Source organism: Mycobacterium sp. URHB0021, assembly GCF_054057895.1.
In genome coordinates this window covers 1,659,628-1,684,868 of the sequence record NZ_JBSRZT010000002.1, presented here as the reverse complement: position 1 = coordinate 1,684,868, position 25,241 = coordinate 1,659,628, and the positions used below count along the sequence as shown (strand labels likewise).

Genomic DNA, 25,241 nt, shown 5'->3' with positions numbered 1-25,241 from the left:
GTCAACAGCTTTCACTGCTACTTCCGCCGGAGTCGCGTGTTGGGCGTGGGCTTGACCCCTCGCTGTAAGCGCATCTCGGCAGCAACCTGCTCGCGGGTGTGCGTGATGTTGCGACGGTCGGAGATTGGAGCGGGGCTGTGGTGGCGGACCTCGGTATCGACCTCGCCAGCTGCCTGCCGACTCTTGTTGTCCGCCTCCCAGACGGCATCGTCCTTCTCCGACTGGCGATCTCGGAGTGCTCCTCGACGTTCGGTCTTGTCGCGAATCGCGCGCTCCTCGTCGGTCATAACCGCCAGGGCCGAGAGGGCCTCTCCTGCAAGGCCCATAGCCGATGGCGGGCCGTCGCTTGGGCCGGTTACCCCGCCTGTGCCGGCAATGTCGTGCATGCCGCGTGCAGGCTCGTGCTCGGTTGGGTCGTGCGCCTCGTCGGGCCAGCCGCCAGCGGGCTCCTCAACGACCTCGGCCTCGATTACGTCGTCGGGCTCAAACTGTCCAGAGGACAGGGCTGGTTGACCCGCTCGGAGTGCTCGGCTCTCCTCGCGGGTCATCGTGGCCATGCCCGTGACCTGCCCGAGGATGCGCTCGTATGGCTTGACCTCAACGCCGACCTCGACTTTGTCAGCAGGCCTGTGGCCGGCTCGGTCGAGCATGTCGCGCGCAGCAGCGAGCGCGACGGCGGGCGGAACGTCCTCACTATCGGCGATTCCCAACACACGCAGCACCATCCGATCCGCTGCTTCCTGGATGCGCTGTTGGGTCCTCGCCCGGACCTGCCGGGCCTTTCCCCCATGGGACGGACACACCGTGCCGCCGACGATCGCGACCTTGGTGCAGCGCTCGCCGGTTTTCTTGTGCGCGGTACAGCGTCGGTCGGGGTTCCTTGCCCCCGTCCAGGGACGGCTCTGAAGGCCCTCGATGGGTTGCTGGCTCGATAGGTCAGTCATTGGTGTTGTCCTTTCGATTTCGTGCTCAATCGTGTTTCCATGGCGTTTTGTCCCTCCCCGGTACTCCCGCCTAGGGGTAAACCCCTATAGGCGGGGGGAGTACCGGTACTCCGGGTTTGCGGTACCGGTACGGGTACCACCCTCTGACCAGGCCTTTCAGTGGGGTACCGGTCGGGTACCGTTAGCGCATTTTGACGAGGGTGGTACCGGACGGAGGGGGTACCACTATCGCGCCTGGTCAGAGGCGTTTCAGCTCCATCACGAATCACGGCCCTGCACCAGCCAAATTCACGTTGAACGAATGGTCATCAGCAGGGCTCTTCTGCGCTCGGGAGTGCCATATCGGCTTGCCGGCACCGGCGCTGTCATCAATCAAGATCCATCCCTTATCCCCCGCCAAGCGGATTGCGCCCACGCATTCGTCGCGCTTCCTGCCCTTGCCCTTCACGCCCATTGCTTCAAGCAACTTGGTCTGGTTCAGCTTCTCGTCGGCCTGCCATACGACCCGCGCTGCCTTCTTGGCAAGCTCAAGCTGCCGATTGTCGGCGCGGCTGCCGCCCTCGGGCGAAACGGTCAGCTCGCCAGTTGCAGAATTCCAGTCAATCGCCGTCTCGGGCAGGTCAATCCGCCGCCCGAATGCCCGCAGATACCGTTTGTTGTCTGGCGGCAGGCTTCCGTGGTCGCCGCCGTGGCGGTACTCAAGCAGCACATCGGGGTTGCCCAACATGGCTGAGGTACCACGATGGCGTCCATCACCAGCATGACCCGAGTGGTGAACGAGCACGACCACTCGCACGCCAGCGCGCTTCGCGATTTCTTCGAGAATCGCCCACCACTGGTTGAACTCCGTGCTGCTGTTCTCTTCGCCGTGATACAGCTTGCTCAGGGGGTCAATAACCCAGACCTTGATGTTGCGCTCGCGCAGCCAGCCAACCGCCCACTCGACAGCGATCGGGTTCCGGAAGTCAACAGCCCTATTGCCCCGCAGGCATTGGGGGAAAATGCGCTTCCGCTCCTCGTCGGGGATGCCGATCTTGTCGAGCTGATCAACAAGGTCTTGGCGGTCAACCTCCATGTTCCAGATCCCGACGCACTCATCGGGACCGAAGTTGACGCCGAACCGGCCGAGGAACGGCTGGCCCGTCACGAGAGCCTTGGGCAGATTGACCGACAGCAGCGCCGTCTTGCCAACCTTGTACTGCGCCCCGAGGCTGACAATGCCGCGCGATCGGATCAGCCCCTCAACAAGATGCCCGATATTGGGCTCGGGGTTCGCGATCTGGTGACCGAGGTGGCCCTCGTTCTCGGGCTCTTCCCAGTCCTCTAGCGCTGCAAGCGATCTGGCATCCTTCCGCGCAGTAGTGCGCACTACCTCGGTGCTCAGCTGCTTCGGGAAGTCCGGATGGGTACGAGGGTCGTCGGTAAGCGGGTCAAAGCCGGTCGGATCCTTGCCCTCCAACAAGTAACCTGCGCTAGTCATGAGCTTGTCGGAGTTCGGCGACGTCACCAGGCCATAAACAACCGCGGAGACGAGCTCGAGGCTCTTAGGAGGGATTGGGCCGAGTTCGCGAACAGCCGCTGCGACTTTGGCCGCGGCCTTGGCGTTCACGGCGCTATCGCCGAGCCCTGCAGAGGCCGTGGAGCCGTCGTCACCGGACGGGTGGGCCGTTGGGCCGGGATCGGCTTCACCATTAGCTGCACAGCCGTCGCCGCCGAACAAATTGGCATTTTGCAAGACATTATCTGCGTCCCATGCTGAATTGTCGGGTAGCTCGGCACCGGGGTACAGAGGTAAAGTTTTAGTCGTACTCACTCGGTTCCTTTCAATTGGGAAGCCCCACCAAGCTCGTCACTTGGCGGGGCTTTCTTTTGTCGGTAAGTCAGTCCGTCAGTCGGTCACATGTCGCCAGTTTCTCCGGTGGAGAACCCCATTACTGTTGCGAGCCGGAAATGCCAGAGTCGTGAAATGCGACCGACCAGTCACCGCCCAGCCATTTCAGGCAGAAATCGCAGCAGGGCGTCGCATTCAACCATTGACCCCGAGCGGCGATAATGACATTGCTGACTTTTGTCGGCAGGAGGTCATAGCACTTCCTGACGACGCAGGACTGGCTTTGCCGAATATGCTCCAACCACCTCAGCACCTCGCCCGAGGCGATAACATAGACGTTCGCGTCATCGGACGAGACGATTCCGAGGATCTTTCCGCCGACGCTCTCTTGGCGGATGAACTCCCGAATCTCGTTGGTTTCGCCGATGAGCTCCGACTTGACCCGCCAGCGGTCAGGCTCGAACTCAATCTTGAGGATCGGCACGGTCGCTGTCATTTTGCGATTGATGGCCGGCGACATGTGGCCCTCAAGACGCTGCGAGTAGTGGAGCCCGAAGCTGTCAACATTGTCGTGGTCGGCTGCCTCCGCCACGGCGGCTTCCGCCTGCTCCGTGCCCGCGTGAATGGCATCGACGTACTCCCGAGGAATGCCAAGGCGTGCCATCTCGTCGTCGGTCAGCCTTGCGCCACTCATCGGGACACCGCCAAGCGGTCGGTCTCCGACGGACGACGGTGGCTCATCATCCAGCGCCACAGGTCGCGAGTGCTGAACCGGATCGCACCCATGTACAGCGAGCTGCTGAGCTTGCCGTTCCTGAGAGCCTTGTCGATGGTGACCTCGGAACACGGCAATCCCAGGGTCTCAATGACCCACTCGGCTGCGGCAGCCTTGCCCTTGATCGACGGCAGGTCAGACAGATTGAGCTCTGGCGGCTCGGGCGGATACGGCGGGAGTGGTGGCTTTGACACGAATGCTCCTCGATGGTTTCCGGCATCGTTCCCCGAGAAGCAGAAAGACGACGCAAGTCGGAGAAGCGACACCTGCGGGTTGGCAGGGTTTGCTTTCCGATGCACGCCGTCTCATGGTTTAGCGCATCGCGTTGTGGTCCGTAGAGATGCTGCCCGAATCCAGCGGGCTCGCTCATGTGGCCTATGCGGTTGTAACCCAAGCGTACCGCGTTGTGGGGGCGCAACGGTATCTGCGTGAGGGCGAATCGAATTACCATTGTTAGGGCAAATCACTTACCAACTGGTTGGTTGGCATTTCCGCGTAACGTAATTATTTAAGGAACCAACAAAGGAGTTCAACATGAATACGAGTTTTCTCGACCTGCTTGATGACCACGAATTGTCGGGTGGCCAAGGCCCCGGATACTTCACGTGGGATGACGCTGTTTCCCGCAAGCACGGCGACACATTCAAGACCACTGACGGAATCACGCTCGGCGTCGTCATTCAGGAGTTCCTTGACACGCTGGCGGTCTATAACAGTAAGCAGCGAAAGCTTGTTTCTCTGCTGAGCTACCCAACCACGGATTTCTTCGCGGCCGATGCGACCGACGGAAACGTCAAGTTTGAGAAGGCCACTGAGTTTGGTGTGCCGAAGGGCATTGAGACTGGCGACCTGATCACGCTCGGGTTCGACTTCAAGGACTACGACGCGGCAACACGATACACATGGAAGTACCTCCGCGAGACAAGCTCGGTAGAGCTCGCGCGGGTTCACGGTGAGGTCATGGCCGCCGATCAAGAGTTGCTGACGAAGTCGATCCTGCGGCGGATTATGACCCCGACCGCCGCTAGCCCGGTTAAGAACGAGCGCGGCCATTCGGTCTATTCGCTGTACAATGGCGCTGATGGTGTGGTTCCTCCGTCCTTTGAGGGGAAGACCTTCTCAAATTCGACAACCCAGTACCTGAGCACGGATAGCGCCACCATTGACAGCGGCGATATCGAGGCAGGAATTAGGGCTGTTCAAGAGCACGGCTTCGGCATTCAGGAAAAGGGCCAGCAGCTCGTCATCCTGGCCAACGCTGCCGAGTCCAGCCAGATCCAGAAATTCCGAGCTGGCGTGGAGAACAACAACGAGCAAATCGCGTCCTACGATTTCATTCCGAGCACAAATGCACCAGCTCGGATTGAGAACGGCACCCTGTTCGGTAGCGAGCCTGCTGGTGACTTCCATGGCGTGCCGATCAAGGGCTCGTACGGTCCTGCCCTGCTGGCGGAGTCCTATCTAATGCCTGCGGGCTGGGTCCTCGTGTTCAGCACAGCTGGTCCTGACAGCGTCGAGAACGTCTGCGCCTTCCGCGAGCATCCGGACGCTGTGTGGCAAGGACTTCGCCTCCTGCCCGGAAATCAGGTGGCATACCCGCTCGTTGACAGCTTCTACGCTCGCGCATTCGGTACGGGCGTGCGCCATCGTGGTGCTGCCTGCGCGATCAAGGTGGCGGCCAGCACCACGTACACCGCCCCGTCGATCGCTTTGCCCCTCTCGTAGGCAAGTCATGTCTCGCGACCCTGACAAGATCTATGACCAAAGTGCGCCAAGCGAATTCGGCGGACGAAACATCGGAGCTCACGACCATCCGCCAGGGCAGCCTGAGCCGTATCGGGGCAAGGCGGCAAGCCAAGGCGAACGGCCTCCGAAGAACCAGCGCCGCGTCCGATAACCCAGCGCCGGACGCGCGGCACACCCAGGCTCACCAAGCCGGCGAGAAACGGGCTGCACCTTCCCCAGGGTTGTGATCGTCGGCCCGGTGGGCCGCTTTACCCGACCGGACGCGCCATAGCGTGCAGGCTGGCTCAGCCGCCGACCTGAGCTTCCGGGGAAACCCTGGTGCCGATCTTGCCGACCAATGAGCCTGCCACTCTCCCCTTGATCGTCAGCTCGCCGCCCTGGTTGTGCGCATCGCCGGAACACGTGCCGTCGAGATCAGCCTTGCCGCCAGGCTCGACAACGAGACGGCCAACCGTCCCACATACGTGTGCGTAACCACCGGTGCCGACGGTCAGCGTGCCATTGATCATCCCAAAGAGGGTTAGCGAGCCGCCATCACTCACGAGCACGTCTTCCCCCATAGATCCGTGCTCAATCTTTGCGTTCGCAATAACAATCGTCATTGCCTGAGGGTACGGCTGTTTGTTACATCTATTGGGAGTGACACGACCCGGCCCGAACGCCGTTCGAAACCCGGCCCCACCCCGGCGTCACCCCGGCGGCCGAGGGGGTATCTAAGCGGTATTGCGTCGGTACCTAGGTGAGCCCGCAGCGGTACCGCAGATAGGGCCTGACCTGCGCGTTATGGCAAGAACCGATTCAATCGCCGCACGTAGCGACGCTAGGCGAAAACCGGCGCGGGGTTCTTTTAATCCGCAGGTCGTAGGTTCGAGCCCTACTGGGGGCACTAAGCAAACGCCCAGGTGACGGCGTCACTGGCGGGAGTGCACCGCACCGGGCACCCCAGCTGGCATGCCATCTCCACACCACGTCCACATTCGATTTCTGCCACGTGTTGTCACCCGTGCCAGCAACCCCCACCCTGCACTGTCTGGTCACCTGGCCGGACTGCTGTGGGCGTAGTTGCTCCTGAGACGCCGACAACCGAGCCTGAACCGGAGCTTGCGTCGACAGCGGCTGACTAGGCGGCAGCTATCGGTGATCGGCGGTTCCCGCCGGATGAGGCCTCGACTGCCGACGCCGGCCCGAAGAAAGCCAACGCTGCGGATGAACGCCAGAAGTCGAGCGATCAACTAATTAACTGCAGCGTGAATAAGCGTGTCAACGCGGTTCCACCGCGAGCGATGGCGGCTCGGCATCGCGCATGTGAAACGTCGCCGTCATTCGAGAGATGCCCGTGGCGGCCGAATGCGCCGCTGTTTGCTGGGGTCGCATCTGTTCGCACCGCTGCTTTTGCTCCTGACCGTTGACGCGCGCCTCGGCCTGATCTCGCTTGAGCTACGGACTTCTCATCGCAGTCGTGGGTTCGAGCCCTCCTGGGCGCACCGCACCGTTCAGTCCGCGTTGAGCACGGCCGTCTCGACGCGCGTACGCAGCCATTTCTCGACCTCGTCCCACGTCCATCCCAGTTCGACCACGAAGGTGAGCCAGGCCTGGTGTCCGAGATAGAACCAGAGCAGGTCGGCGGCGTGCTGATCGGTGAGATCGTCTCGAAGCGGAGCCAATTCACGTAGTCGCGGCAGTACGTCGGCCAGGGCCTGACGGTAGATGCGATCGGAACGCAGCAGGATCTCCATCGCATTCTCGTCGACGGCGGCCGCCGTCCTGTTCACCCGGATGATGTCGTGATAGCGCTCGTTGTCGAGCCTGACGCCGTGGACCAGCACCCGGATCGCCTCGCGCGCGTCGCCCGCCCTGCGCACCCCGGCGAGCGTGGCGTCGACGACGGGGTCACGGACGGCTTCGTCGATGATCGTGGCCAGGATCGCCGTCTTGCCCCCGGCACTGGCATAGACGGTCGGCACCGCCACGGCCGCCTCCCGTGCGATGTCATTGACGGTGACGTTGCCGTAGCCCTTGCCGACGAACAGCCGCATGGCGGCGTCGAGAATGCGCGCGCGCGTGTCTTCGGCGGCCTCGGCGCGGCGTGCGGATCGGTACGGCCGCCCTTCCGGTGTTTCCGAGCTCATCTCCGACCTTCGATATAGGTATCCTATAATGAATGGAGCATCAGAATGATTTTAGAGCCGAAGGGGCTGATGGCACGTGAAATCAGAGTTCAGCACGGTCTTCCACAATTTGGCCGCTGAGCCGCCCACCGAGAGTTATGAGGTGTTCGGCGGAGTTGTCGAGTTCCTCAGCTGGTCCGAGGAGTTCTGCGTGTTGCGCGGCACCGTGGCCCCGGGTTCGGTGGTGGCGCTGCACAGCCATCCCGACGCGGAGGATTTCTTCATCCTGTCCGGTAGCCAACAGGTTCTGGTGCAGAGGGTGGGCGGCGACCTGGAGTGGCGCGACGCACATGCCGGCGACTACATCCGCGTACCTGGCGACGTGCTGCATGCGTGGCGAAATGTGACGGATCAGCCGGCCGTCGACCTCATCGTCACGACGGCTCGGCTCGGACGGTTCTTTGCCGAGGTCGGCCGCCCGGTGACCGATACCCTCGGGCCGCCCACACCGGAGGAGGTGGCGAATTTCGTCGCGGTGTCGGAGAAGTACGGCTACGTACTGGGCACCCCGGAGGAAAACGCCGCGGTCGGTATCACGCTGCCGATGTTCTCGTCGGCGGACGGTTAGCCATCGTCATTGCCGCCCTTGGGCTTCCGCCCATGGCCGTGATCGCCATGCTTGCGGTGCCCGGGCGGTAGATACTCCGCGGACACCGGTGGCGCGACGCTGGGCGACGGCATCGTGCTGGCCGGTGACGGCGGAGCCGGAGCCCGAGCCGGCGCAGGCGCCGGAGTGCTCGTGCTTGCGGGTGCCGGTGCGGGCGGCCCCGATTCCACCGCCACCAGCACGAGGGCAAGGGCAATGGCGGCCACCACGGCGCCCAGCACCAGGATCTTCCGCGCCGGCCTCGGCCGAGCCGCCGGCGACACCGTCACCGTCGGCGGCGGAGGAAGCGGCGCGGCCATCACCCGGGTGGCCGGCCGCGGCAACACACCCGGGACGGAAAGGCCATCAAGCGCCGAGCGCATCGCGGCCGCACTGTCGAACCGCCGCCGCGGATCCCGCGCCATCGAGCGTTCGAGAACGGCGGCAAGGGCCGGATCGACGTCGGGTCGCACCAGCCCCAGCGGCGGCGGGGTGTCTTCGGCAATGGCGCGGGCCAATGCGGCCAAGTTCTGCTGCGGAAATGCCCTGCACCCCGTCAGTGCTTCATAGCCGACCACGCCAACCGCATAGACGTCGTCGGCAGCAGAGCCGGAGCCGCCCGCAACGCGGTCCGCGCTGAGGTAGGCCATGGTCCCGACGATCTGACCGGTCACGGTATGGGGCGTTTCGGCACTCTTCGCGATACCGAAGTCGGCCACCTTCACGTCGCCGGAGGCGGTGAACAGGATGTTGGCCGGCTTGATGTCGCGGTGCAGAACGCCTGCGGCATGCGCGGCGGACAGCGCCGACAACACGCTGTCCAGAATCATCCGCACCTGCCGCTGCGGTAACGGCCCGTGTTCGATGGCGTCGGCAAGCGTCCGCCCCGACAGCCGCTCCATCACGATGTAAGGCACTCCCCCGTGCTCACCACTGTCGTGCACCGCCACGATGTGCGGATGGGTCAGCGCGGCGGCCGCCCGCGCCTCGACCTCGAATCGCCGGCGATTATCAGGTTCTGCGCTGATCCCCGGATAGAGCAGCTTGACCGCGACCGCGCGACCGAGGCGAGTATCCCAGCCGTCGCGGACTTCGGCCATCCCGCCGCGGCCCAGAACCCCCCGCAGCTCATAGCGGCCGCCAAGAATTTCTGGCGCCTGCATACTCCCAAACTAGCCGGTGAGCGCCGGCAAACGTTCAGCTAGGTGGCGCGCGGAGCGGGGATGGCGATCGGCGGAGGCGTGCTGACGACCTCGACGACATTCGCGATGGCCTCCGCGATCGCCTCGATGAGACGCATGCCCAGTGTCACCGGAACGTATGGCACGAAGTCCTGATCGTTCAAAAGGGACGCGGCCAGATTCCCGTTGGCCACGTGGCCGTGGTCTTCATTCGACGTGGGCACGAGGGACCCCGTGGCCGCAAGCGGCGTGGTGGTGAACCCGATCACCAGCGCGGCCACCACCGTCAGAATCGACAGGCCGATGGACCGAGATGCCCGCGCGATGGTGTGCCGAGGCTTCTTCCCTCGCGACACATGAGAATCGTGCCCGACTGCCGCGGAAAGGCCCAGCCGAAACGCCGAACTCTCATCAGCTTGTTACCTTGCGGGCACGGTTGGCGCTGCTGCGCTAAGCGGCCAGCAACCCCACGGGCCGATGCCGGCTTCGCGCCCGACCTCGAGACATTCGCTGACCAGCGCATCGATCTCGTTGCACACCGCTGCGTTGTCCGGTGGCAATTTATTGGTGGCACAGCAACATTGGCCCGATACGCCGGGATCATGAGTCGCTGTCGCCGCCGTCTGGTCCGCCGCCGATCCCGGATCCCGAGGCGCTGCCCGCCGACGAATCGGATGAATCTGAAGGAGACGGTTCGCGGTCGCGGGTCTTCGCGGACTCGGCGTCGGTGACCTCGTCGCGCTCGGCATCGTCGCGCTTGTCGTCATCTTTGGCATCGTCGCCCATGACGGCGTCGTCCTTGACGACCGACTCCTCGACGTCGTCGGCCACAACCTCGTCGGTCCCGACTTCTCCCACCGGCGCTTGCTGCGGCGTCGGCGACGATCCGCCCGCCGGCTTTGCGACAGGTTCGGCGTCCTCCGGTGGGGCGAAGCGAAAGGCATTCACATCAGCCGGTGCGCCGGCTGGCAACGGCTGCTCCCGTTTCGCCGACGGTTCGGGTGCCATCTGTGGCGCGGCGACCGCCCCCGGAATGGCAGCCGGCGGTGGTGCCCCCAGAAGCGCCATCGTGTTGACGACCTTCCGGTTGACCGCGGCGAGGAAGTCGCTGATGACCTTGGCGGGATCGTGCATCGGGATCAACCTCACCGGCGACGGCACCCACGGCTCGATGTCGCGCCGGTAGCCCAATTCCACGATGAACGTGGTGAGCGGCTCGACGACGTCGATGAGGGCCTCGGGGACGCCGAGACTGCGCAAGGGACCGAACAACGGCAGGTTCTCGGTGTTGAAGAAGTAGTAATCGGTGTCGCCGTGGCTGCCGTCGAAATGCAGAGCCGGGTCCGGCGCGAGCGTGACATCCGCGTATTCCTCGTGCACGTAAAAGAACCCCAGCACCGCGTTGAGGACCGCAGGCGCGTCGATCGGGTAGATCGGGAAGTCGGCGAAGCCGTCCCATCTCTGGGTGACGATGTCGGTGTGGAACGGGGTGTCCGTCGGGGCGGGGCCGTTGAAGTAGAAGTCGACGGACGGCAGGTACAGCCCCCACAGCCGGGTCATCACGCCGCCGTTCGGCAGGTTGAGCGTGCCGATGGTGACGAAGTTGATGTTCGGCGGGTTCGGGTCTCCCGCGAATTGCGCTGCGAGCTTTCGCTTCTCGAGGTAGGAGATCACCGAGCTCTGCGAGTGGCCGAAGATCACCAGGTCGTCGTTGCCGTGCGCGGCCATCGCCTTCTCGAGATCGCTCAGGCCGATCCGAACGGACACCCCGAACGGGTAGTCGAACAGTCCGGTGACGGGCCAGGCCTGTTCGGGGGTGTCGACCGCCTCGAACTGATTGTCGAAGTCGACCGTCGGATGTGTGGGCACGATGAACTGGTTCTCGGCCATCTTCACGAACCAGGGCGGCGGGTCGGGGGTGAACGTCCCGCTCATGATCAACGCCGTCGTCGCGAGAAGTTGGACGGCCGTCGACACGGTGGCCACCAGGGCCAGCGCGACGGTGGTCAGCAGCACCAGAAGCGCGACGACGGTCGACCGCGCCACCCGGATCATCGATTGATCGTCCTCGCAAGTGCGACTCCGGCGTAGGGGAACACCGAAGTCGGTAATCTCGACCTCATGCTCTACCAGCAGGTTCGGCGGGCGTTCTGGCGGCGACACCCCCTGATGAGCGGCCTCGGGCTCGCCGTGATCGCGTGGTGGCTCTGGCTCGGCTGGTACGAGGCAGTGGCGGTCACGGTCGTCGCCGGCCTGCTGATGTACGCCTCTCGCCGCCGGCGCGCACGGACGCTTCGCGACGCCGCACTGCGCGCCCGCGCCGACTTCGAGTACCGGCTGGACTTGGCCGGTGACCCCCGAGGAGTGTTCGGCCGGTATCCGCCGGTGCAGCCCGGCTGGTTTCCCGATCCCCGGAACGGCCGCGCGATGCGCTATTTCGACGGATCGATGTGGACGGGTTACGCGGTCTGGCGGTAGCCCTCAGACATTCGGGCAGTAATGCATCGGTTGGCCTCGCTTGTCCAGCGGCGGCAGATTGCGACCCGGCGTCTGCGGCAGCGGAGCGTCGGCGCGGATCCGTCCGGTGGCACGATCCCAGCCCGCCCGGGCCCGTGGATGCTTACGGGCGCGTTTCGGCAAGAGGGAGAACATGATTCGTACGGCCTGGCCGAAGCGCCGGTGCAGCAATTCGTCGCGCCGCGACCACCTGAAGCCGAGCAGGTCCCGCACCGGTTGGTCGTAGAGCCCAATGCACAGCCAGCGCATGAACGGCGCGACCAGATGTCGCTGCATCGGCCTGAACAAGATGTCGGGGACCCGCTTCATGAACCAGGGCTTCCCGTAATTCTCCAGAGCAAGCACGTCGCGGGTTGCCTGGTTGTCCTCCAACACGTTTCGGCACATGTGATCCCAGTAGTCCTGAAAGTCCTCCCAGGTTCCCGGTACCGGCCGCATGCTCATGCCGTACATGCGGTACCAGGCGACGTGCTCGTCGAACAGTCGGCGCTTGTCGTCCTCGCTGATCCCACCGCAGAAGTTTTCGGCCACCAGGATGGTGCCGACGAAGAACGTCGAGTGCGCCCAGTAGAAGACATCGGGGTTGAGGGCGTGATAACGCCTGCCCTTGGCGTCCACCCCCTTGATCGTCGTGTGGTAGTCGCGCACCTCGGCACCGGTGACCGGCGCCCGCTCTCCGTCGAATACCACGCCGCCGATCGGATACAGCGAGCGCAGCACCCGGGGCCAGGGTTCGCGACGAAACGTCGAATGCTCCTCGACCGCCGCGCCGAGTTGGGGATGCATGTTCTGCATTGAACCCGCCCACGGGCCCTGCAACATCCCGCGCCAGTCACCGAAGTACTTCCACGTCAGCGAATCGGGTCCCAGCGGCGGCGCGTGATAGCCGCCGGGCGCCGCGGGACAGCCGATCGCCGGCGGCCCGGTGGCCACCGTGCACGCCTCAGAAGTATCTTGAGTCACTGGTTGACTTCCTATCCGGCCAGGACAGCAGATTGTGACTACATGCGTTGTCACCGTCCGAGCTTAGGAGTGATGTGTCTTCCGGTCAACGACGGAGCCGCTGGTCGGGCGTCCCCCTGCAGGACCGCCAGGTGCTGCGGCGCGACGAACTGATCGCGGCAGGCGTCGAATTATTGGGCGGTGAGTCGGGTCCCGCGCTGACCGTGCGCGCGGTCTGCCGCGCCGCCGAACTGACCGAACGTTACTTCTACGAGAGTTTCACCGACCGGGACCAGTTCGTCCGCGCCGTCTATGACGACGTGTGTGCGCGCGCGATGTCGACCCTGATGAGCTCGGAGAGCCCGCGCGACGCCGTCGAGCGGTTCGTGGCGCTGATGGTCGACGACCCCGCCCGCGGCCGGGTGCTGCTGCTGGCGCCGGAACGCGAACCGGTGCTCATCCGCTCGGGTGCGGAATGGATGCCGGACTTCATCGATCTGTTGCAGCGCAAGCTGACACGCATCACCGACCCCGCAGTGCAGGCCATGGTGGCCACCGGGTTGATCGGCGCGCTGACGGCGCTGTTCACCGCCTACCTGAACGGACGGCTGCCGGCCACCAGGGAGCAGTTCATCGACTATTGCGTCGACATGCTGCTCAGCCGGGTGTCGAGTTACTAGCGACTACTCGTCGGGCGTGCTGACCTCTTCGAGCGCCTGCTCTTCCTCTTGTTGGGCCTGCTCGTCGGCCGCCGCCTTGGCCTCGCGGCCCGTCTGCGAGCCCAGCGAATCGCCAGGGGTGGTGGCGGTGGCGTATCCGCCGTTGCAGTTGAGGTAGAACTGCACCTGGCCGTCGACGTGCGTGCCGTCGTCGGCGTCGGCGAACGGTGCGGTCTGAGACCTGGTCACGATGCAGTCATCCTGCGCCAGCTTGTCTCCTACCCGGCCGGCGACCACCACGGTCAGCCCGGCGTCACTGGCAGCCGACGAGGCGTCGGCGTAAGTCTGGCCCGCATAGTCGTCCGCCGCGGCGACGCCGGCGCCGAACAAAGCCATGCAGGCTGATGCGGCCACGACGGAACCGGCCGCTGCGACCATAGACTTCTTCACTGAGCCCGACCTCCGATATGTCTGAGTGATTACTGCCACTTTGATGGTGGCAGCTTATTGCCTGGCCTGTTCAACCGCCACCGAACACGACAGGTCCGGGTCTCACGCAACCAAGGCAGCCGAGGCCACCGCCGGGTATCGCGGCGAAGCAGGCGAAAGCCGTGGGCGTCTGCACGGGAAAAACGTCCTTCGAAACGGTCGATCCGGTCGGCGAACCGGGCTCCCCGCAGTGCCCGCGGCGGTGGTACCGCGACAGGAGTTGTCGCGTGTGGCCTGTGTGACACTCTGGCGCGGAGCTTGATGTCACCGGGTTACACAGATATATTGAGTGCAACCAACAGGTACAGATAACTGGGGAGGGGCACATGACGACGTCGGACCTGACGGATCTGCGGCTACTACATGAGCTTGAGCCCGTGGTCGAGAAGAATCTCAACCGGCACCTGACCATGCGCAAGGACTGGAATCCCCACGACTACATCCCGTGGTCGGACGGCAAGAACTATTACGCCCTCGGCGGCAAGGACTGGGACCCGGACGACTCCAAGCTCTCCGAGGTCGCTCAGGTCGCAATGCTGCAGAACCTGCTGACCGAGGACAATTTGCCGTCCTATCACCGTGAGATCGCGATGAACTTCGGCATGGACGGCGCGTGGGGCCAGTGGGTCAACCGCTGGACCGCCGAGGAGAACCGGCACGGCATCGCCCTGCGCGACTATCTGGTCGTCACCCGCGCGATCGATCCGGTCGAGCTCGAACAATTGCGGATCGAACAGATGACCCGCGGTTTCAGCCCGGGCCAGAACCAGCAGGGCGACCTGTTCGCGGAGAGCCTGTTCGACTCCGTCATCTATGTGACGTTCCAGGAGCTGGCCACCCGGGTTTCGCACCGCAACACGGGTAAGGCCTGCCAGGAGACGGTCGCCGACCAACTGCTGCAACGCGTTTCGGCCGACGAGAACCTGCACATGATCTTCTACCGCGACGTCTCCGAGGCCGGCTTCGAGATATCGCCCAGCCAGGCGATGGCCTCGCTGCACCGCGTGCTGACCAACTTCAAGATGCCCGGCTTCACCGTGCCGGAGTTCAGGCGTAAGGCTGTGGTCATCGCGGTCGGCGGCGTGTATGACCCGCGGATTCACCTCGACGACGTCGTCATGCCGGTTCTCAAGAAATGGCGCATCTTCGAGCGTGAGGACTTCAACGGCGAGGCGGCGCGGTTACGCGACGAACTGGGCGTGCTTGTCGACGAGCTCGAGGAGACATGCCAGAAGTTCGAGATCGCCAAACAGCGCCGGCTCGAACGCCAGGCCAAGGTCGCCGAGAAGAAGGCGGCCAAGAACCTCTTGGTGACCTCATCAGCGTCCTGACCGAGGAGGCTCCGCTTCAGATCGGTCCGATCGCCCTGCGGAGCCCCGTCGTCCTGGCGCCGATGGCCGGCGTGACGAACGTCGCCTTCCGGACCCTGTGCCGCGAGCTCGAGCAGGCCCGGGCCGGCACGGTCAGCGGCCTCTATGTGTGCGAGATGGTGACCGCGCGTGCACTCGTCGAGCGCCACCCGGTGACCATGCACATGACGACGTTCGCCCCCGACGAGTCGCCCCGCTCCCTGCAGCTCTACACCGTCGATCCCGACACCACCTTCGCCGCGGCCCGCATGATCGCCGATGAAGGGCTCGCCGACCACATCGACATGAACTTCGGCTGCCCGGTGCCGAAAGTCACCCGGCGCGGCGGGGGTGCGGCCCTGCCGTTCAAGCGGCGGCTGTTCGGCCAGATCGTGGCGGCGGCTGTTCGCGGCACTGAGGGCAGCCCGATACCGGTGACGGTGAAATTTCGGATCGGCATCGACGATGCCCATCACACCCACCTGGACGCCGGCCGGATCGCCGCTGAAGAAGGGGCCGCCGCCGTCGCGCTGCACGCCCGCACCGCGGCGCAGCGCTACTCCGGCACCGCCGACTGGGAGCAGGTGGCCGCGCTGAAACAGCATGTCACGACTGTCCCGGTACTCGGCAACGGCGACATCTTCGATGCCGACGACGCGCTGGCCATGATGGCCACGACCGGCTGCGACGGTGTCGTCATCGGCCGCGGTTGCCTGGGCCGGCCCTGGCTGTTCGCCGAGCTCTCGGCCGCGTTCACGGGCCGTCCGCAGGCGACGCCGCCCACGCTGGGCGAGGTGGCGACCATCGTGCGCCGCCACGGCGAGCTGCTGGCCGACCATTTCGGCGAGGACAAGGCCATGCGGGACATCCGCAAACACGTCGCCTGGTACCTGCACGGCTTCCCCGCGGGCGCCGAGTTGCGCAGGGCACTGGCCCTGGTGAAGACGCTTGCCGAACTGGATGCGCTGCTCGATCAGCTGGATGCCGGAGTGCCGTTTCCGCAGGCCGCTCAGGGTCCGCGCGGCAGACAGGGTTCTCCGGCTTCGGTGGCACTGCCAGACGGATGGCTGACCGATCCCGACGACTGCGCAGTGCCCGCGGGCGCGGACGTCATGCACTCCGGAGGCTAAGTCGTCTCGATACCGAGACGACTCTGACATCTGATCTCTCAGGATGTCTCAGTACGATATGAATCTCGTCGAAGGTGGCCTCCGGTGGCGGAGCCACATGAAGTGCTGGTAGAAGACTATAGGCACTGCTTGATACCCATGCGCACCGACGCGCACAATGCCATCAGGGGCCATCAGAGTTGGAGGCCGGTAGGAACATGAGTGACGGCGACAGCGCCACTCCTGGCCCCCGTGGCTCGTCTTCAGGTGCCCACGGACCGTCGGACCACGACGGGTCCAATCAATGGCTTACCCGAAGTCCACGACCTTCACCAGGCGCCGCGCCGTGGGAACGTCACGCCGCTTCCGAATCCGAACCGCCCGCGGTCTCCGAGTCGACCGGTAATCACACCGACGGGGTGACCGTCGCCGACCTGATCGCCAGGGTCAGCGGTGACGCCAGCGTGCCCGAGGAGCTGAGACGTAACCGCGCCGAATCCGTGCGCGAACTCCCGCCGCCCCCGCCGCCTGCACCAGTCCCACAGCCCACCGAGATCATCGACGCGGTGCGCGAGGAGCCCGAGCCCATCGCGCCCGCCTTCGCCTACAAATCCGGCCGTGCCTACGAATCCGCTCGTGCGGACACCGAGATAATCCCGCTCGGGTCGCTGCGGTCCTTCAACCTGCCGAACCGGGCATTGCGTCGGGTCCGACGACTGTCGCCGCTGCAGGTCGGCGCGGAACCGGGCACCAAGCCCCAGACGACTCCGACGACGCGCCGCAGTCGCCGGAAGACGATCATCGCCGGGCGCGCGATCGCTGCCCTCATCGCCGTGCTCGCCCTCGCCGTGACCGGTGGGGCCTGGCAGTGGCAGTCGGCGAAGAACAACATGCTCAACAAGGTGTCGGCGCTGGACCTCGGCTCCCGGGACATCCTCGATCCCACCGCGCAGTTCGGCGACGAGAACTTCCTGATCGTCGGCGTGGACAGCCGATTCGGCGAGAACAGCGACATGGGCGTTGGCACCACCGAGGACGCAGGTGGGTCCCGGTCCGACACGGTGATGCTGGTCAACATTCCCGCCAATCGCAAACGCGTTGTGGCTGTGTCGTTTCCGCGCGACCTGGCCATCACGCCGATGCAGTGCCAGGCCTGGAACCCCGAGACCGGCCAATACGGTCCGCTCTATGACGAGGACACCGGGACGTATGGCCCCGATCAGGTCTACACCGAGACCAAGCTGAACTCGGCGTATTCGCTGGGCGGCCCCAAGTGCCTGGTCAAGCTGGTCCAGAAACTGTCGGGGCTGTCCGTGAACCGGTTCATGGCAGTCGATTTCGCCGGCTTCGCGAAGATGGTGGACGCACTGGGCGGCGTCGAGGTGTGCAGCACGACGCCGCTGGAGGATTACGAGCTCGGCACCGTGCTCGCCAACGCCGGCCGCCAGATCGTCGACGGGCACACCGCCCTGCAATATGTGCGTGCCCGCCAGGTGACCACGGAGACCAACGGTGATTACGGGCGGATCAAGCGGCAACAGCTGTTCCTGTCATCGCTGCTTCGTTCGCTGATCTCCAAGGAAGTGTTCTTCTCGCTGTCCAAGCTGAACGAAGTGGTCAACATGTTCATTCAGGACAGCTACGTCGACAACATCAAGACCAAGGATCTGGTCGACCTCGGCCAGTCGGTACAGGGCGTCAACGCCGGGCGGATCACCTTCGTGACCATCCCGACCGGCGAGACCGATTCCGAGGGCAACGAGCCGCCGCGCACCGGAGACATGCGCGCGCTGTTCGACGCGATCATCAATGACGATCCGCTGCCCGAGGAGAAGAACGCCGACAACACGCCGGTACCGGGGACGCCCGAGTCCGCGGCCAGCGTGGCACCGGATTCGGGCGAGTCGGCCTCGTCGGCGCCGGCTCCATCGTCCTCAGCCGCCGAGCTGGTCGACGCGGTCACCACCAACCCTCAGGACGTCACCGTGCGGGTGTCGAACTCCACCGGCGAGAACGGGCTGGCTTCCACGGCCGCCGGCGAATTGCAGTCACACGGCTTCAACGTCACGACCCCCGACGACTACCCGGGTCCGCTGAACTCGACGACGGTGTTCTTCTCGCCGGGCAATGAGCAGGCGGCCGCGACCGTCGCGTCGGCCTTCACCAATCCGACGATCGAACGGGTGTCGGGCATGGGAGAGGTGGTGCAGGTGGTCCTGGGCAGCGACTTCTATTCCGTCGCCGCGCCGTCGCCGAGCGGTTCGCCGGTGCAGGTCCACGTCATGCGCGGAACCAGTAGCCCGCCGACTCGTCTCCCGGAGGATCTGACCGTCACCAACGCGGCCGACACCACGTGTGAGTAGCCGCTCCAGGCCCGGTCGCCGTCCACGTTTCGGCAGGTGGCATTCACCTTTCGTTCACCGCCCGCATCGTGACGATTTGATGCCGATACCCGTAGGCTGAGCGCATGCGAACCGCGTACCACGAGCAGCTAGAAGCCTTGACGGACCAGCTCGGCGAGATGTGCGGGCTGGCGGGTGCGGCAATGGAGCGCGCGACGCAGGCCCTGCTGCAGGCCGACCTTGTGCTTGCCGAGCAGGTGATCACCGACCACGAACAGATCGCCGCGATGAGCGGCCGCGCCGAGGAGGCCGCATTCGTGCTGCTGGCACTTCAGGCGCCGGTGGCAGGTGACCTGCGGGCCATCGTCAGCTCGATCCAGATCGTCGCGGACGTCGACCGGATGGGCGCGCTCGCGCTGCACGTCGCCAAGATCGCGCGGCGGCGCCACCCGCAACACGCGCTGCCGGAAGAAGTCAACGGGTATTTCGCCGAAATGGGCCGCGTCGCAGTCGAATTGGGTAACAGCGCGCAAGAGGTGCTGGTCAGCCGCGACCCGGAGAAGGCCGCCAGGATCAGCGAGGAAGACGATGCGATGGACGACCTGCATCGTCACCTGTTCACGGTGCTGATGGACCGCGAGTGGAAGCACGGGGTTGCCGCCGCCGTCGACGTGACATTGCTGGGGCGCTTCTACGAGCGCTTCGCCGACCACGCCGTCGAGGTGGCCAACCGGGTGATCTTCCAGGTCACGGGCAAGCACCCCGACGAAGAAGCGATCCCGACCCCACGCTGACCCTTACGGCACGAGCACCAGCTTGCCCCTGGTGTGCCGCTCTTCCAGGATGCGAAACGCCCGCCGGACATCGTCGAGGGGAAACACCTCCGCGATCGGCACCTCCAGCTGACCTGTCGCGATGAGCGCGGCCAGCTCTGCCAGCACGGCCGGATTCGATCCCTCGGCACTGCCGACGGATTGAGTCCCGAACCGTTCGACGGCCGCGAAATCGATGATGGTGTCCACCCGCTGCGGTTCGATGCCCAGCTCGGTCACGGCGAACTCCACGTAACCGCCGCCGAAGAAGTCGAGGAACGCGTCGACACGGCCGTTCGGTGCCGCTGCCCGCAGGCGGTTGGCCAGATCGGGTCCGTAGTTGACCGGGGTGACGCCGTGCGCGGTCAGCCAGTCGTCGTTCGACGGGCCGGCGATGCCGAGCACGGTCGCCCCGCTCCGTCTGGCCAGCTGCACGGCGATGGAGCCGACCCCGCCCGCGGCACCGGCGACCGCGACGGTGTCGTCCGCCGTCAGGCCGACCGAACCCACCGCGGCATACGCCGTCGCCCCCGCGACATACAGGGCTCCGGCCACCTCCCACGGAACGGCTTGCGGCTTCGCCGTGACCTGGTCGGCCGGGACCGATACGAATTCGGCCTGACTGTTGCGGCGGTCGCTGAAGCCGATCACCTCGTCGCCCTCCGCGAAGTCCTGCACCCCGGGACCCACTTCTGCGATCACCCCTGCAAGATCGCTGCCCTGACCGGACGGGAAGGTGGCCGGCCATCGGTCGTGCAGGGCGCCCCGGCGAATCATCGCCTCGCCGGGGTTGATGCCCGCCGCCTTGACCGCGACCAGCACCTCACCCTGCCCTGGCACCGGTCTGTCCACGTCGCGCACCTCGAGCACATCGATTTCGCCGTACCGGTCGAACTGCACCGCCTTGCCCATAGGAGTTACGACCGACCGCGACGCCGCTCTATTCCGCGGGCGCGATGCGGACCTCGACCTTCTCGGCGGCCATCACGTCGCCGAGCACTTTGGTCAACACGGCCAGCTCCGCATTGCTGTAGCGCTTCAGGAAGTCGGCCGGTCCGTCGGCGGTCAGCGTCAACTCGATCTCCTTGCGGTCGCCCGGCACCGGCGTGCGTCGCATCAGGCCGGCGTCGACCAGACGCTGGACGTGCTCGGACACCGTGCCCTTGCGCTGGCCCGACCGGGGCGCGAGTCCGACAACGCTCACCGGGCCGTCGTCGATGTGGTCGAGCAGATGCATGGACAACGTGGCCAGCTTCCGCACCGTCCCCCACCGCGCGGACCAGCTGTCCGATCCCGTCGATGAGCCTTCAAACCATTTCTGGAGCGAGGAGTCGCCATGAAAGCCGCGGTGGTCGAAAACTGGGGTGAACCGCCGACCTATACCGACTTCCCGGATCCGGCCCCGTCCGAGTCCGCCGTGGTCGCCGAGGTCGAGGCGTCGGCGCTGACCAACCTGACCCGCGGGCGGGTATCGGGAAAGCACTACGCCAGCAACGACATCCGGCTCCCCGCCGGACCCGGGGTCGACGGGGTGACGCGCCTCGAGGACGGTCGCCGGGTGTACACGGGCGCGCTGGCTCCGTACGGGATGATGGCCGAACGAACGAGGATCGACCCCGGCGGGGGGATGTCGGCATGGATGACACTGGAACACGCCACCGCGATACGCCCCGGTGACCACATCGTGGTGCTGGGCGCCACGGGAGTCACGGGCTCCCTCGCGGTCCAACTCGCCGGTCGGTGTTCGACGCGGGCCGGATCGTCGTCGCCTGTCGTGACGTCACGGCTCGAATGGCTGGGTGGTGTTGAGGCCGTGGCGATTATCCGAAGCGGCCGGAGATGTAGTCCTCGGTGGCCTTCTGTGTCGGGTTGGAGAAGATCTTCTCGGTGTCGTCGATCTCGACCAGTCGGCCCGGCTTGCCGGTGGCCTCCAGGTTGAAGAACGCGGTCTGGTCGCTGACGCGGGCCGCCTGCTGCATGTTGTGCGTGACGATGACGATGGTGAAATCCTGCTTCAGCTCGGAGATCAAATCCTCGATCGCCAGCGTGGAGATCGGGTCCAGCGCCGAGCATGGTTCGTCCATCAACAACACGTCGGGCTGCACGGCGATCGCGCGGGCGATGCACAGCCGCTGCTGCTGACCACCCGAGAGGCCGCCGCCGGGCTTGTCCAGACGGTCCTTGACCTCGTTCCAGAGGTTGGCCCCCTTGAGCGAGCGCTCGGCGACCTCGTCGAGGGTCTTCTTGCTGCGCACTCCCTGAAGCTTCAGTCCGGCCACCACGTTGTCGCGAATCGACATGGTGGGGAACGGATTCGGCCGCTGGAAGACCATTCCGATGGTCTTGCGGACACCGACCGGATCCACGCCGGCCCCGTAGATGTCCTCACCGTCGAGCAGCACCGATCCCTCGACGCGGGCGCCGGGGATCACCTCGTGCATGCGGTTCAGCGTCCGCAGCACCGTCGACTTACCGCAGCCCGAGGGTCCGATGAACGCCGTCACACTGCGTGGCTGGACGGACAGCGCCACGTCGGCAACGGCGTGGAACGAGCCGTAGTAGATGTTGACGTCCTTGAGGTCCAAACGCTTGGCCATGTGCGTTGCTCCTAAACCTTCTTGGGGGCGAAGATCTTCGCGACCAGGCGCGCCCCGATGTTGAGAATGGCGACCAACAGGATCAATGTCAGAGCGGCACCCCAGAGTCGGTCGGTGGGAACGACATTGGCTCCGGCGCCCGCCGAGATCTGGTCATACATCATGCCCGGCAGCGACCCCATGAACCCCGAGAACATGTCGAAGTTCATCGCCTGGGCGTACCCGACCAGGATCAGCAGGGGTGCCGTCTCGCCCATCACCCGGGCCAGCGCCAGCATGATGCCGGTCACGATGCCCGACAGCGCCGTCGGGATGACGATCCGTGCGATCGTCTTCCATTTCGGGACGCCCAGCGCATAGCTGGCTTCCCGCAGATCCATCGGCACGATCCGCAACATCTCTTCCGTGGCGCGCACGATGACCGGAATCATCAACAACACCAAGGCGAGTGCGACGGCGAAGCCCGAGCGCTCGAAACCGAGGGTGGCGACCCACAGTGCGTAGATGAACAACGCGGCCACGATCGACGGCACACCGGTGAGGATGTCCACCATGAACGTGGTGATCTTGCCGAGGCGCGTTCCGCCGCCGTACTCGACGAGATAGATGGCGACGAAGATGCCGATCGGTATCGAGATGATCGAACAGACCAGGCCCTGCAGCAGAGTCCCGATGATGGCGTGATAGACGCCACCGCCCGGAGAGAACGTCGTCATCCCCGCTTGCGAGTGGGTGAACCAGGTGGGCGACGTTATCGCCTTGAAGCCCCTGACGAACACCGAGTACAGCACCCACAGCAGAGGCACCAGCGCGATGAGCACCGAGAGAGTCACGAGCACGGTCGCGGCGTTGTTGGTCACCTTGCGTCGCATGCTGACACCCTGGAAGACGGGCGCCTTTACTGGACGGTCCAGAGTCGACGTCATCGGGCACCCTTCCCGGCGACCGCAGCCCGCGCCAGCGAGTTCACCACGAACGTCAGGATGAACAGCACCAGGCCCGCCGCGATGTAGGCGCCCGCTTTGTACTGGTCGTTGAATTCGCTTGCGGTAGCGGCGATTTTGCTGGCGAAGGTGTATCCGCCGTCGAACAGCGACCAGCCGAATGCCGTCTGCGTGCCGCGCAGGATGATCAGCAGTGCGATCGTTTCGCCGAGCGCGCGACCGAGGCCGAGCATCGCACCGCTGATGTAGCCCGACAGTCCGAACGGCAGCACCGTCGTCTTCACGACCTCCCAGCGGGTGGCGCCGAGTGCCAGGGCCGCCTCGATCTGACCACGCGGCGTCTGGATGAAGACCTCGCGGGTGACCGCGGTGATGATCGGCAGGATCATCACCGCGAGAACGATTCCCGCGGTGAAGATGGTGCCGCCACCGGCTAGTGAGACGTTGCCGGTCTGGAACAGAAACAGCCAGCCGAGACTTTCGTTGAGCCAGACCGCGAATGGCTTCAACGCCGGCGCCAGCACGTACAGGCCCCAGACGCCGTAGACGATCGACGGCACCGCGGCCAGCAGATCCACCATGTAGGCGAGCGGACCGGCCAGGCGCCGAGGCGAATACTGCGTCAAGAAAATCGCGATGCCCAGCGCCACCGGCATGGCCAGCAGCAGCGAGAACACCGAAACGAACACCGTCACCTGCAGCAGGTCGAAGATGCCGAAATGCATCGCCGACGTGTCGGTGGTGACCCAGTTTCCGCCGAAGAGAAAGAAGTTCTCCTCGTTGCGGGCCAGCGCCGGAACCGCGCGCCAGAGCAGGAACAGTCCGATCGCCGCGATGAGGACGACGATGAAGACCCCGGAGCCCTCCGCCAACCCGCGGAAGATCCGGTCGCCCAACCGGACCTTCCCGCCCTTGGAGGGGTTGGTCGAGATGGGCGACGGTTCGGGGAAGGGTGAGGCGATTACCTCACCCGACCCCGCGTCCGCTGGATTAGGTGTTGTCACATCGAGCCTATCCGTCATCGGTCACAACACCCATCCTCATTGCGATCGTGCTGGCGCGCTAGGTAACTATGCAATTGCATCGACGGACTTGAGCAGGCGCTCCTTGAACTTGTCGGGCAGCGGGATGTAGCCGGCTGCCGACAGGTTCGCCTGCCCCTGGTTCGCCGAAACCGTCAGGAACGACTTCACCGCGGCGGCAGTGTCGGCGTCATAGCCCTTCGAGCAAACGACCTCGTAGGTCGCGAGCATCAACGGGTATGCGCCGGCTTCGTTGGTGGCGTAGATCGAATTCAGATCGAGCGCCAGGTCGTTGCCCTCGGCAGCGAACTTGGCCGCCTCGATGGCCTTCTTCGCCGTGTCGTCGTTCAACTCCACTGCACCGCCGCCGTTGTCGATCTGCGCGAACGGGAGACCGGCCGCCGCCGCGGGGCTCTTCTCGACGTAGCCGATGGCGCCCGGGGTAGCCTGGACCGCCTGGACGACACCGGAGGACTTCTGCGCGCCCTCGCCGGCGCCGCCCTGGAATTCGCTGCCCGCACCCTTGGTCCAGCTCTGCGGCGCGGCCGCGCCCAGGTACTTCTGGAAGTTGTCGGTGGTGCCCGAGGAGTCGGACCGGTATACCGGCTTGATGTCGGTGTCGGGCAGGGTCGCGCCACTGTTCAGGGCGGCGATGGCCGGGTCGTTCCACTTCTTGATCTGGCCCTGGAAGATCTTGGCCAGCACGTCGCCGTTGACGACCAGCTTGTCGACGCCTTCGAGGTTGTAGGCCATTGCGACGGGTCCGAACACCAGCGGCAGGTTCCACGCCGGATTGCCGCCGCAGCGGTCCGCGGCCGCCTTGACCTGATCGGCTCCGAGCGCCGAGTCGGACCCGGCGAAATCGACCTGCTTGGCAATGAACTGATCCCGGCCCGCACCGGAACCCGTCGGGTTGTACGACAGGTTCTTGCCCGAGCAGGTTTGGCCCCACGCCTTGTTGAATTCGGCGATCGCGTTCTGCTGGGCGGTCGAGCCCTCACCAGTGAGCTGGTTCTTGCCACCGCAATCAGCGGATGCCGTCGCGGTCCCCGAACCGGATGCCGCCGGGGAGGAGGACGTCCCGGCGTTGTTGTCGCTGCCGCATGCGGTCAGCGTCATCGCCGCGATCGCCGCCGCGGACAGTGCCATTTGAAGCGGCGTGCCAACGACCCGGCCAATGCTGTTGAGCTTCACTGATCCCACTTTCTTCTGAAGGCTTTGAACTCCC

The 25,241-nt window shown here is 65.1% G+C and carries 24 protein-coding genes and 2 pseudogenes; 9 read left to right on the top strand and 17 right to left on the bottom strand.

Annotation, left to right across the window (positions count from 1 at the left end; translation table 11 throughout):
* Window positions 1-17: 17 nt before the first annotated feature.
* The 4 genes from ACVWWN_RS10515 to ACVWWN_RS10500 all read right to left on the bottom strand — a co-directional run bounded on the left by ACVWWN_RS10515 (window position 18) and on the right by ACVWWN_RS10500 (window position 3,744).
* The gene (locus ACVWWN_RS10515) at window positions 18-944 is read right to left on the bottom strand and encodes a hypothetical protein (RefSeq protein WP_457143845.1); all 927 of its coding nucleotides are present in this window, start codon (window positions 942-944) and stop codon (window positions 18-20) included.
* Window positions 945-1,209: 265 nt separating this feature from the next.
* On the bottom strand, window positions 1,210-2,757 hold the full coding sequence (locus ACVWWN_RS10510) for an AAA family ATPase (protein WP_457143844.1): 1,548 nt from the start codon (window positions 2,755-2,757) through the stop codon (window positions 1,210-1,212).
* Window positions 2,758-2,875: 118 nt separating this feature from the next.
* Window positions 2,876-3,469, bottom strand: coding sequence for a hypothetical protein (locus tag ACVWWN_RS10505; RefSeq protein ID WP_457143843.1), 594 nt, complete (start codon window positions 3,467-3,469; stop codon window positions 2,876-2,878).
* Window positions 3,466-3,744, bottom strand: coding sequence for a hypothetical protein (locus ACVWWN_RS10500; protein WP_457143842.1), 279 nt, complete (start codon window positions 3,742-3,744; stop codon window positions 3,466-3,468). Before ACVWWN_RS10500 ends, ACVWWN_RS10505 begins: the two co-directional genes overlap by 4 nt.
* A 340-nt stretch (window positions 3,745-4,084) precedes the next feature.
* On the opposite strand from ACVWWN_RS10500, the gene ACVWWN_RS10495 reads away from it, so the two are divergent.
* Window positions 4,085-5,275: a hypothetical protein gene (locus ACVWWN_RS10495; RefSeq protein WP_457143841.1), complete on the top strand. Its 1,191-nt coding sequence runs from the start codon at window positions 4,085-4,087 to the stop codon at window positions 5,273-5,275.
* Between the two features lie 305 nt (window positions 5,276-5,580).
* Here the strand turns inward: ACVWWN_RS10495 and ACVWWN_RS10490 are convergent, their stop codons facing one another.
* Together ACVWWN_RS10490 and ACVWWN_RS10485 are read right to left on the bottom strand one after the other, a co-directional pair.
* Complete coding sequence (locus ACVWWN_RS10490) at window positions 5,581-5,898, bottom strand: hypothetical protein (protein WP_457143840.1); 318 nt, start codon at window positions 5,896-5,898, stop codon at window positions 5,581-5,583.
* 891 nt (window positions 5,899-6,789) lie between these two features.
* Entirely contained in the window at window positions 6,790-7,425 is a 636-nt protein-coding gene (locus ACVWWN_RS10485; RefSeq protein ID WP_457143839.1) for a TetR/AcrR family transcriptional regulator, read from the bottom strand.
* A 76-nt stretch (window positions 7,426-7,501) separates the two neighbouring features.
* Here ACVWWN_RS10485 and ACVWWN_RS10480 point away from each other — a divergent pair, with 76 nt between their 5' ends.
* Window positions 7,502-8,032, top strand: coding sequence for a cupin domain-containing protein (locus tag ACVWWN_RS10480; RefSeq protein WP_457143838.1), 531 nt, complete (start codon window positions 7,502-7,504; stop codon window positions 8,030-8,032).
* Here ACVWWN_RS10480 and ACVWWN_RS10475 read toward each other — a convergent pair.
* The 3 genes from ACVWWN_RS10475 to ACVWWN_RS10465 form a co-directional block, all read right to left on the bottom strand.
* Window positions 8,029-9,213, bottom strand: a complete 1,185-nt coding sequence (locus ACVWWN_RS10475) for a serine/threonine-protein kinase (RefSeq protein ID WP_457143837.1) — start codon at window positions 9,211-9,213, stop codon at window positions 8,029-8,031. The two genes, ACVWWN_RS10480 and ACVWWN_RS10475, sit on opposite strands and share 4 nt — an antisense overlap.
* 38 nt (window positions 9,214-9,251) lie before the next feature.
* Complete coding sequence (locus ACVWWN_RS10470) at window positions 9,252-9,587, bottom strand: hypothetical protein (protein ID WP_457143836.1); 336 nt, start codon at window positions 9,585-9,587, stop codon at window positions 9,252-9,254.
* Window positions 9,588-9,831: 244 nt separating this feature from the next.
* Window positions 9,832-11,286, bottom strand: a complete 1,455-nt coding sequence (locus tag ACVWWN_RS10465) for a PE-PPE domain-containing protein (protein WP_457143835.1) — start codon at window positions 11,284-11,286, stop codon at window positions 9,832-9,834.
* Between the two features lie 66 nt (window positions 11,287-11,352).
* On the opposite strand from ACVWWN_RS10465, the gene ACVWWN_RS10460 reads away from it, so the two are divergent.
* Window positions 11,353-11,709 carry a DUF2510 domain-containing protein gene (locus tag ACVWWN_RS10460; protein WP_457143834.1) on the top strand — a complete coding sequence of 119 codons (357 nt, stop codon included), beginning with the start codon at window positions 11,353-11,355 and terminating at the stop codon, window positions 11,707-11,709.
* Window positions 11,710-11,712: 3 nt separating this feature from the next.
* Here the strand turns inward: ACVWWN_RS10460 and ACVWWN_RS10455 are convergent, their stop codons facing one another.
* A complete protein-coding gene (locus ACVWWN_RS10455; RefSeq protein ID WP_457143833.1) occupies window positions 11,713-12,711 on the bottom strand; it encodes an oxygenase MpaB family protein in 999 nt (332 codons plus the stop codon).
* A 74-nt stretch (window positions 12,712-12,785) separates the two neighbouring features.
* Between ACVWWN_RS10455 and ACVWWN_RS10450 the strand changes: the two genes are divergently transcribed.
* Window positions 12,786-13,370 carry a TetR/AcrR family transcriptional regulator gene (locus tag ACVWWN_RS10450; RefSeq protein WP_457143832.1) on the top strand — a complete coding sequence of 195 codons (585 nt, stop codon included), beginning with the start codon at window positions 12,786-12,788 and terminating at the stop codon, window positions 13,368-13,370.
* 3 nt (window positions 13,371-13,373) lie between these two features.
* Here ACVWWN_RS10450 and ACVWWN_RS10445 read toward each other — a convergent pair whose 3' ends face one another.
* Window positions 13,374-13,799, bottom strand: coding sequence for a hypothetical protein (locus ACVWWN_RS10445; RefSeq protein WP_457143831.1), 426 nt, complete (start codon window positions 13,797-13,799; stop codon window positions 13,374-13,376).
* 365 nt (window positions 13,800-14,164) lie between these two features.
* Between ACVWWN_RS10445 and ACVWWN_RS10440 the strand changes: the two genes are divergently transcribed.
* The 4 genes from ACVWWN_RS10440 to phoU all read left to right on the top strand — a co-directional run bounded on the left by ACVWWN_RS10440 (window position 14,165) and on the right by phoU (window position 19,432).
* Window positions 14,165-15,169, top strand: coding sequence for an acyl-ACP desaturase (locus ACVWWN_RS10440; RefSeq protein ID WP_457143830.1), 1,005 nt, complete (start codon window positions 14,165-14,167; stop codon window positions 15,167-15,169).
* Window positions 15,064-16,317, top strand: a complete 1,254-nt coding sequence (dusB, locus tag ACVWWN_RS10435; RefSeq protein ID WP_457143829.1) for a tRNA dihydrouridine synthase DusB — start codon at window positions 15,064-15,066, stop codon at window positions 16,315-16,317. The genes ACVWWN_RS10440 and dusB overlap by 106 nt, the downstream gene beginning before the upstream one ends.
* A gap of 197 nt (window positions 16,318-16,514) precedes the next feature.
* Complete coding sequence (locus tag ACVWWN_RS10430; RefSeq protein ID WP_457143828.1) at window positions 16,515-18,659, top strand: LCP family protein; 2,145 nt, start codon at window positions 16,515-16,517, stop codon at window positions 18,657-18,659.
* A 104-nt stretch (window positions 18,660-18,763) separates the two neighbouring features.
* Window positions 18,764-19,432: a phosphate signaling complex protein PhoU gene (gene phoU, locus ACVWWN_RS10425; RefSeq protein ID WP_457143827.1), complete on the top strand. Its 669-nt coding sequence runs from the start codon at window positions 18,764-18,766 to the stop codon at window positions 19,430-19,432.
* Between the two features lie 3 nt (window positions 19,433-19,435).
* Here phoU and ACVWWN_RS10420 read toward each other — a convergent pair whose 3' ends face one another.
* Window positions 19,436-20,362, bottom strand: a complete 927-nt coding sequence (locus tag ACVWWN_RS10420; protein WP_457143826.1) for an NADP-dependent oxidoreductase — start codon at window positions 20,360-20,362, stop codon at window positions 19,436-19,438.
* A 28-nt stretch (window positions 20,363-20,390) separates the two neighbouring features.
* A pseudogene (locus ACVWWN_RS10415) lies at window positions 20,391-20,711 on the bottom strand (MarR family winged helix-turn-helix transcriptional regulator); the annotation flags it as partial.
* 75 nt (window positions 20,712-20,786) lie between these two features.
* Between ACVWWN_RS10415 and ACVWWN_RS10410 the strand changes: the two are divergent.
* Window positions 20,787-21,284: pseudogene (locus tag ACVWWN_RS10410) on the top strand (zinc-binding alcohol dehydrogenase family protein); the annotation flags it as partial.
* Here ACVWWN_RS10410 and pstB read toward each other — a convergent pair.
* The 4 genes from pstB to pstS are packed head-to-tail and all read right to left on the bottom strand — an operon-like array spanning window position 21,271 to window position 25,207.
* Window positions 21,271-22,047 (bottom strand): phosphate ABC transporter ATP-binding protein PstB, encoded by a 777-nt coding sequence (pstB, locus tag ACVWWN_RS10405; RefSeq protein WP_457143825.1) that lies wholly within the window; start codon window positions 22,045-22,047, stop codon window positions 21,271-21,273. The pseudogene ACVWWN_RS10410 and the gene pstB sit on opposite strands and share 14 nt — an antisense overlap.
* 11 nt (window positions 22,048-22,058) lie before the next feature.
* Window positions 22,059-22,973: a phosphate ABC transporter permease PstA gene (pstA, locus tag ACVWWN_RS10400; RefSeq protein ID WP_457143824.1), complete on the bottom strand. Its 915-nt coding sequence runs from the start codon at window positions 22,971-22,973 to the stop codon at window positions 22,059-22,061.
* Window positions 22,970-24,013 carry a phosphate ABC transporter permease subunit PstC gene (gene pstC / locus ACVWWN_RS10395; RefSeq protein ID WP_457143823.1) on the bottom strand — a complete coding sequence of 348 codons (1,044 nt, stop codon included), beginning with the start codon at window positions 24,011-24,013 and terminating at the stop codon, window positions 22,970-22,972. The genes pstA and pstC overlap by 4 nt, the downstream gene beginning before the upstream one ends.
* Before the next feature lie 48 nt (window positions 24,014-24,061).
* Window positions 24,062-25,207, bottom strand: coding sequence for a phosphate ABC transporter substrate-binding protein PstS (gene pstS, locus ACVWWN_RS10390; RefSeq protein WP_457143822.1), 1,146 nt, complete (start codon window positions 25,205-25,207; stop codon window positions 24,062-24,064).
* Window positions 25,208-25,241: the final 34 nt, after the last annotated feature.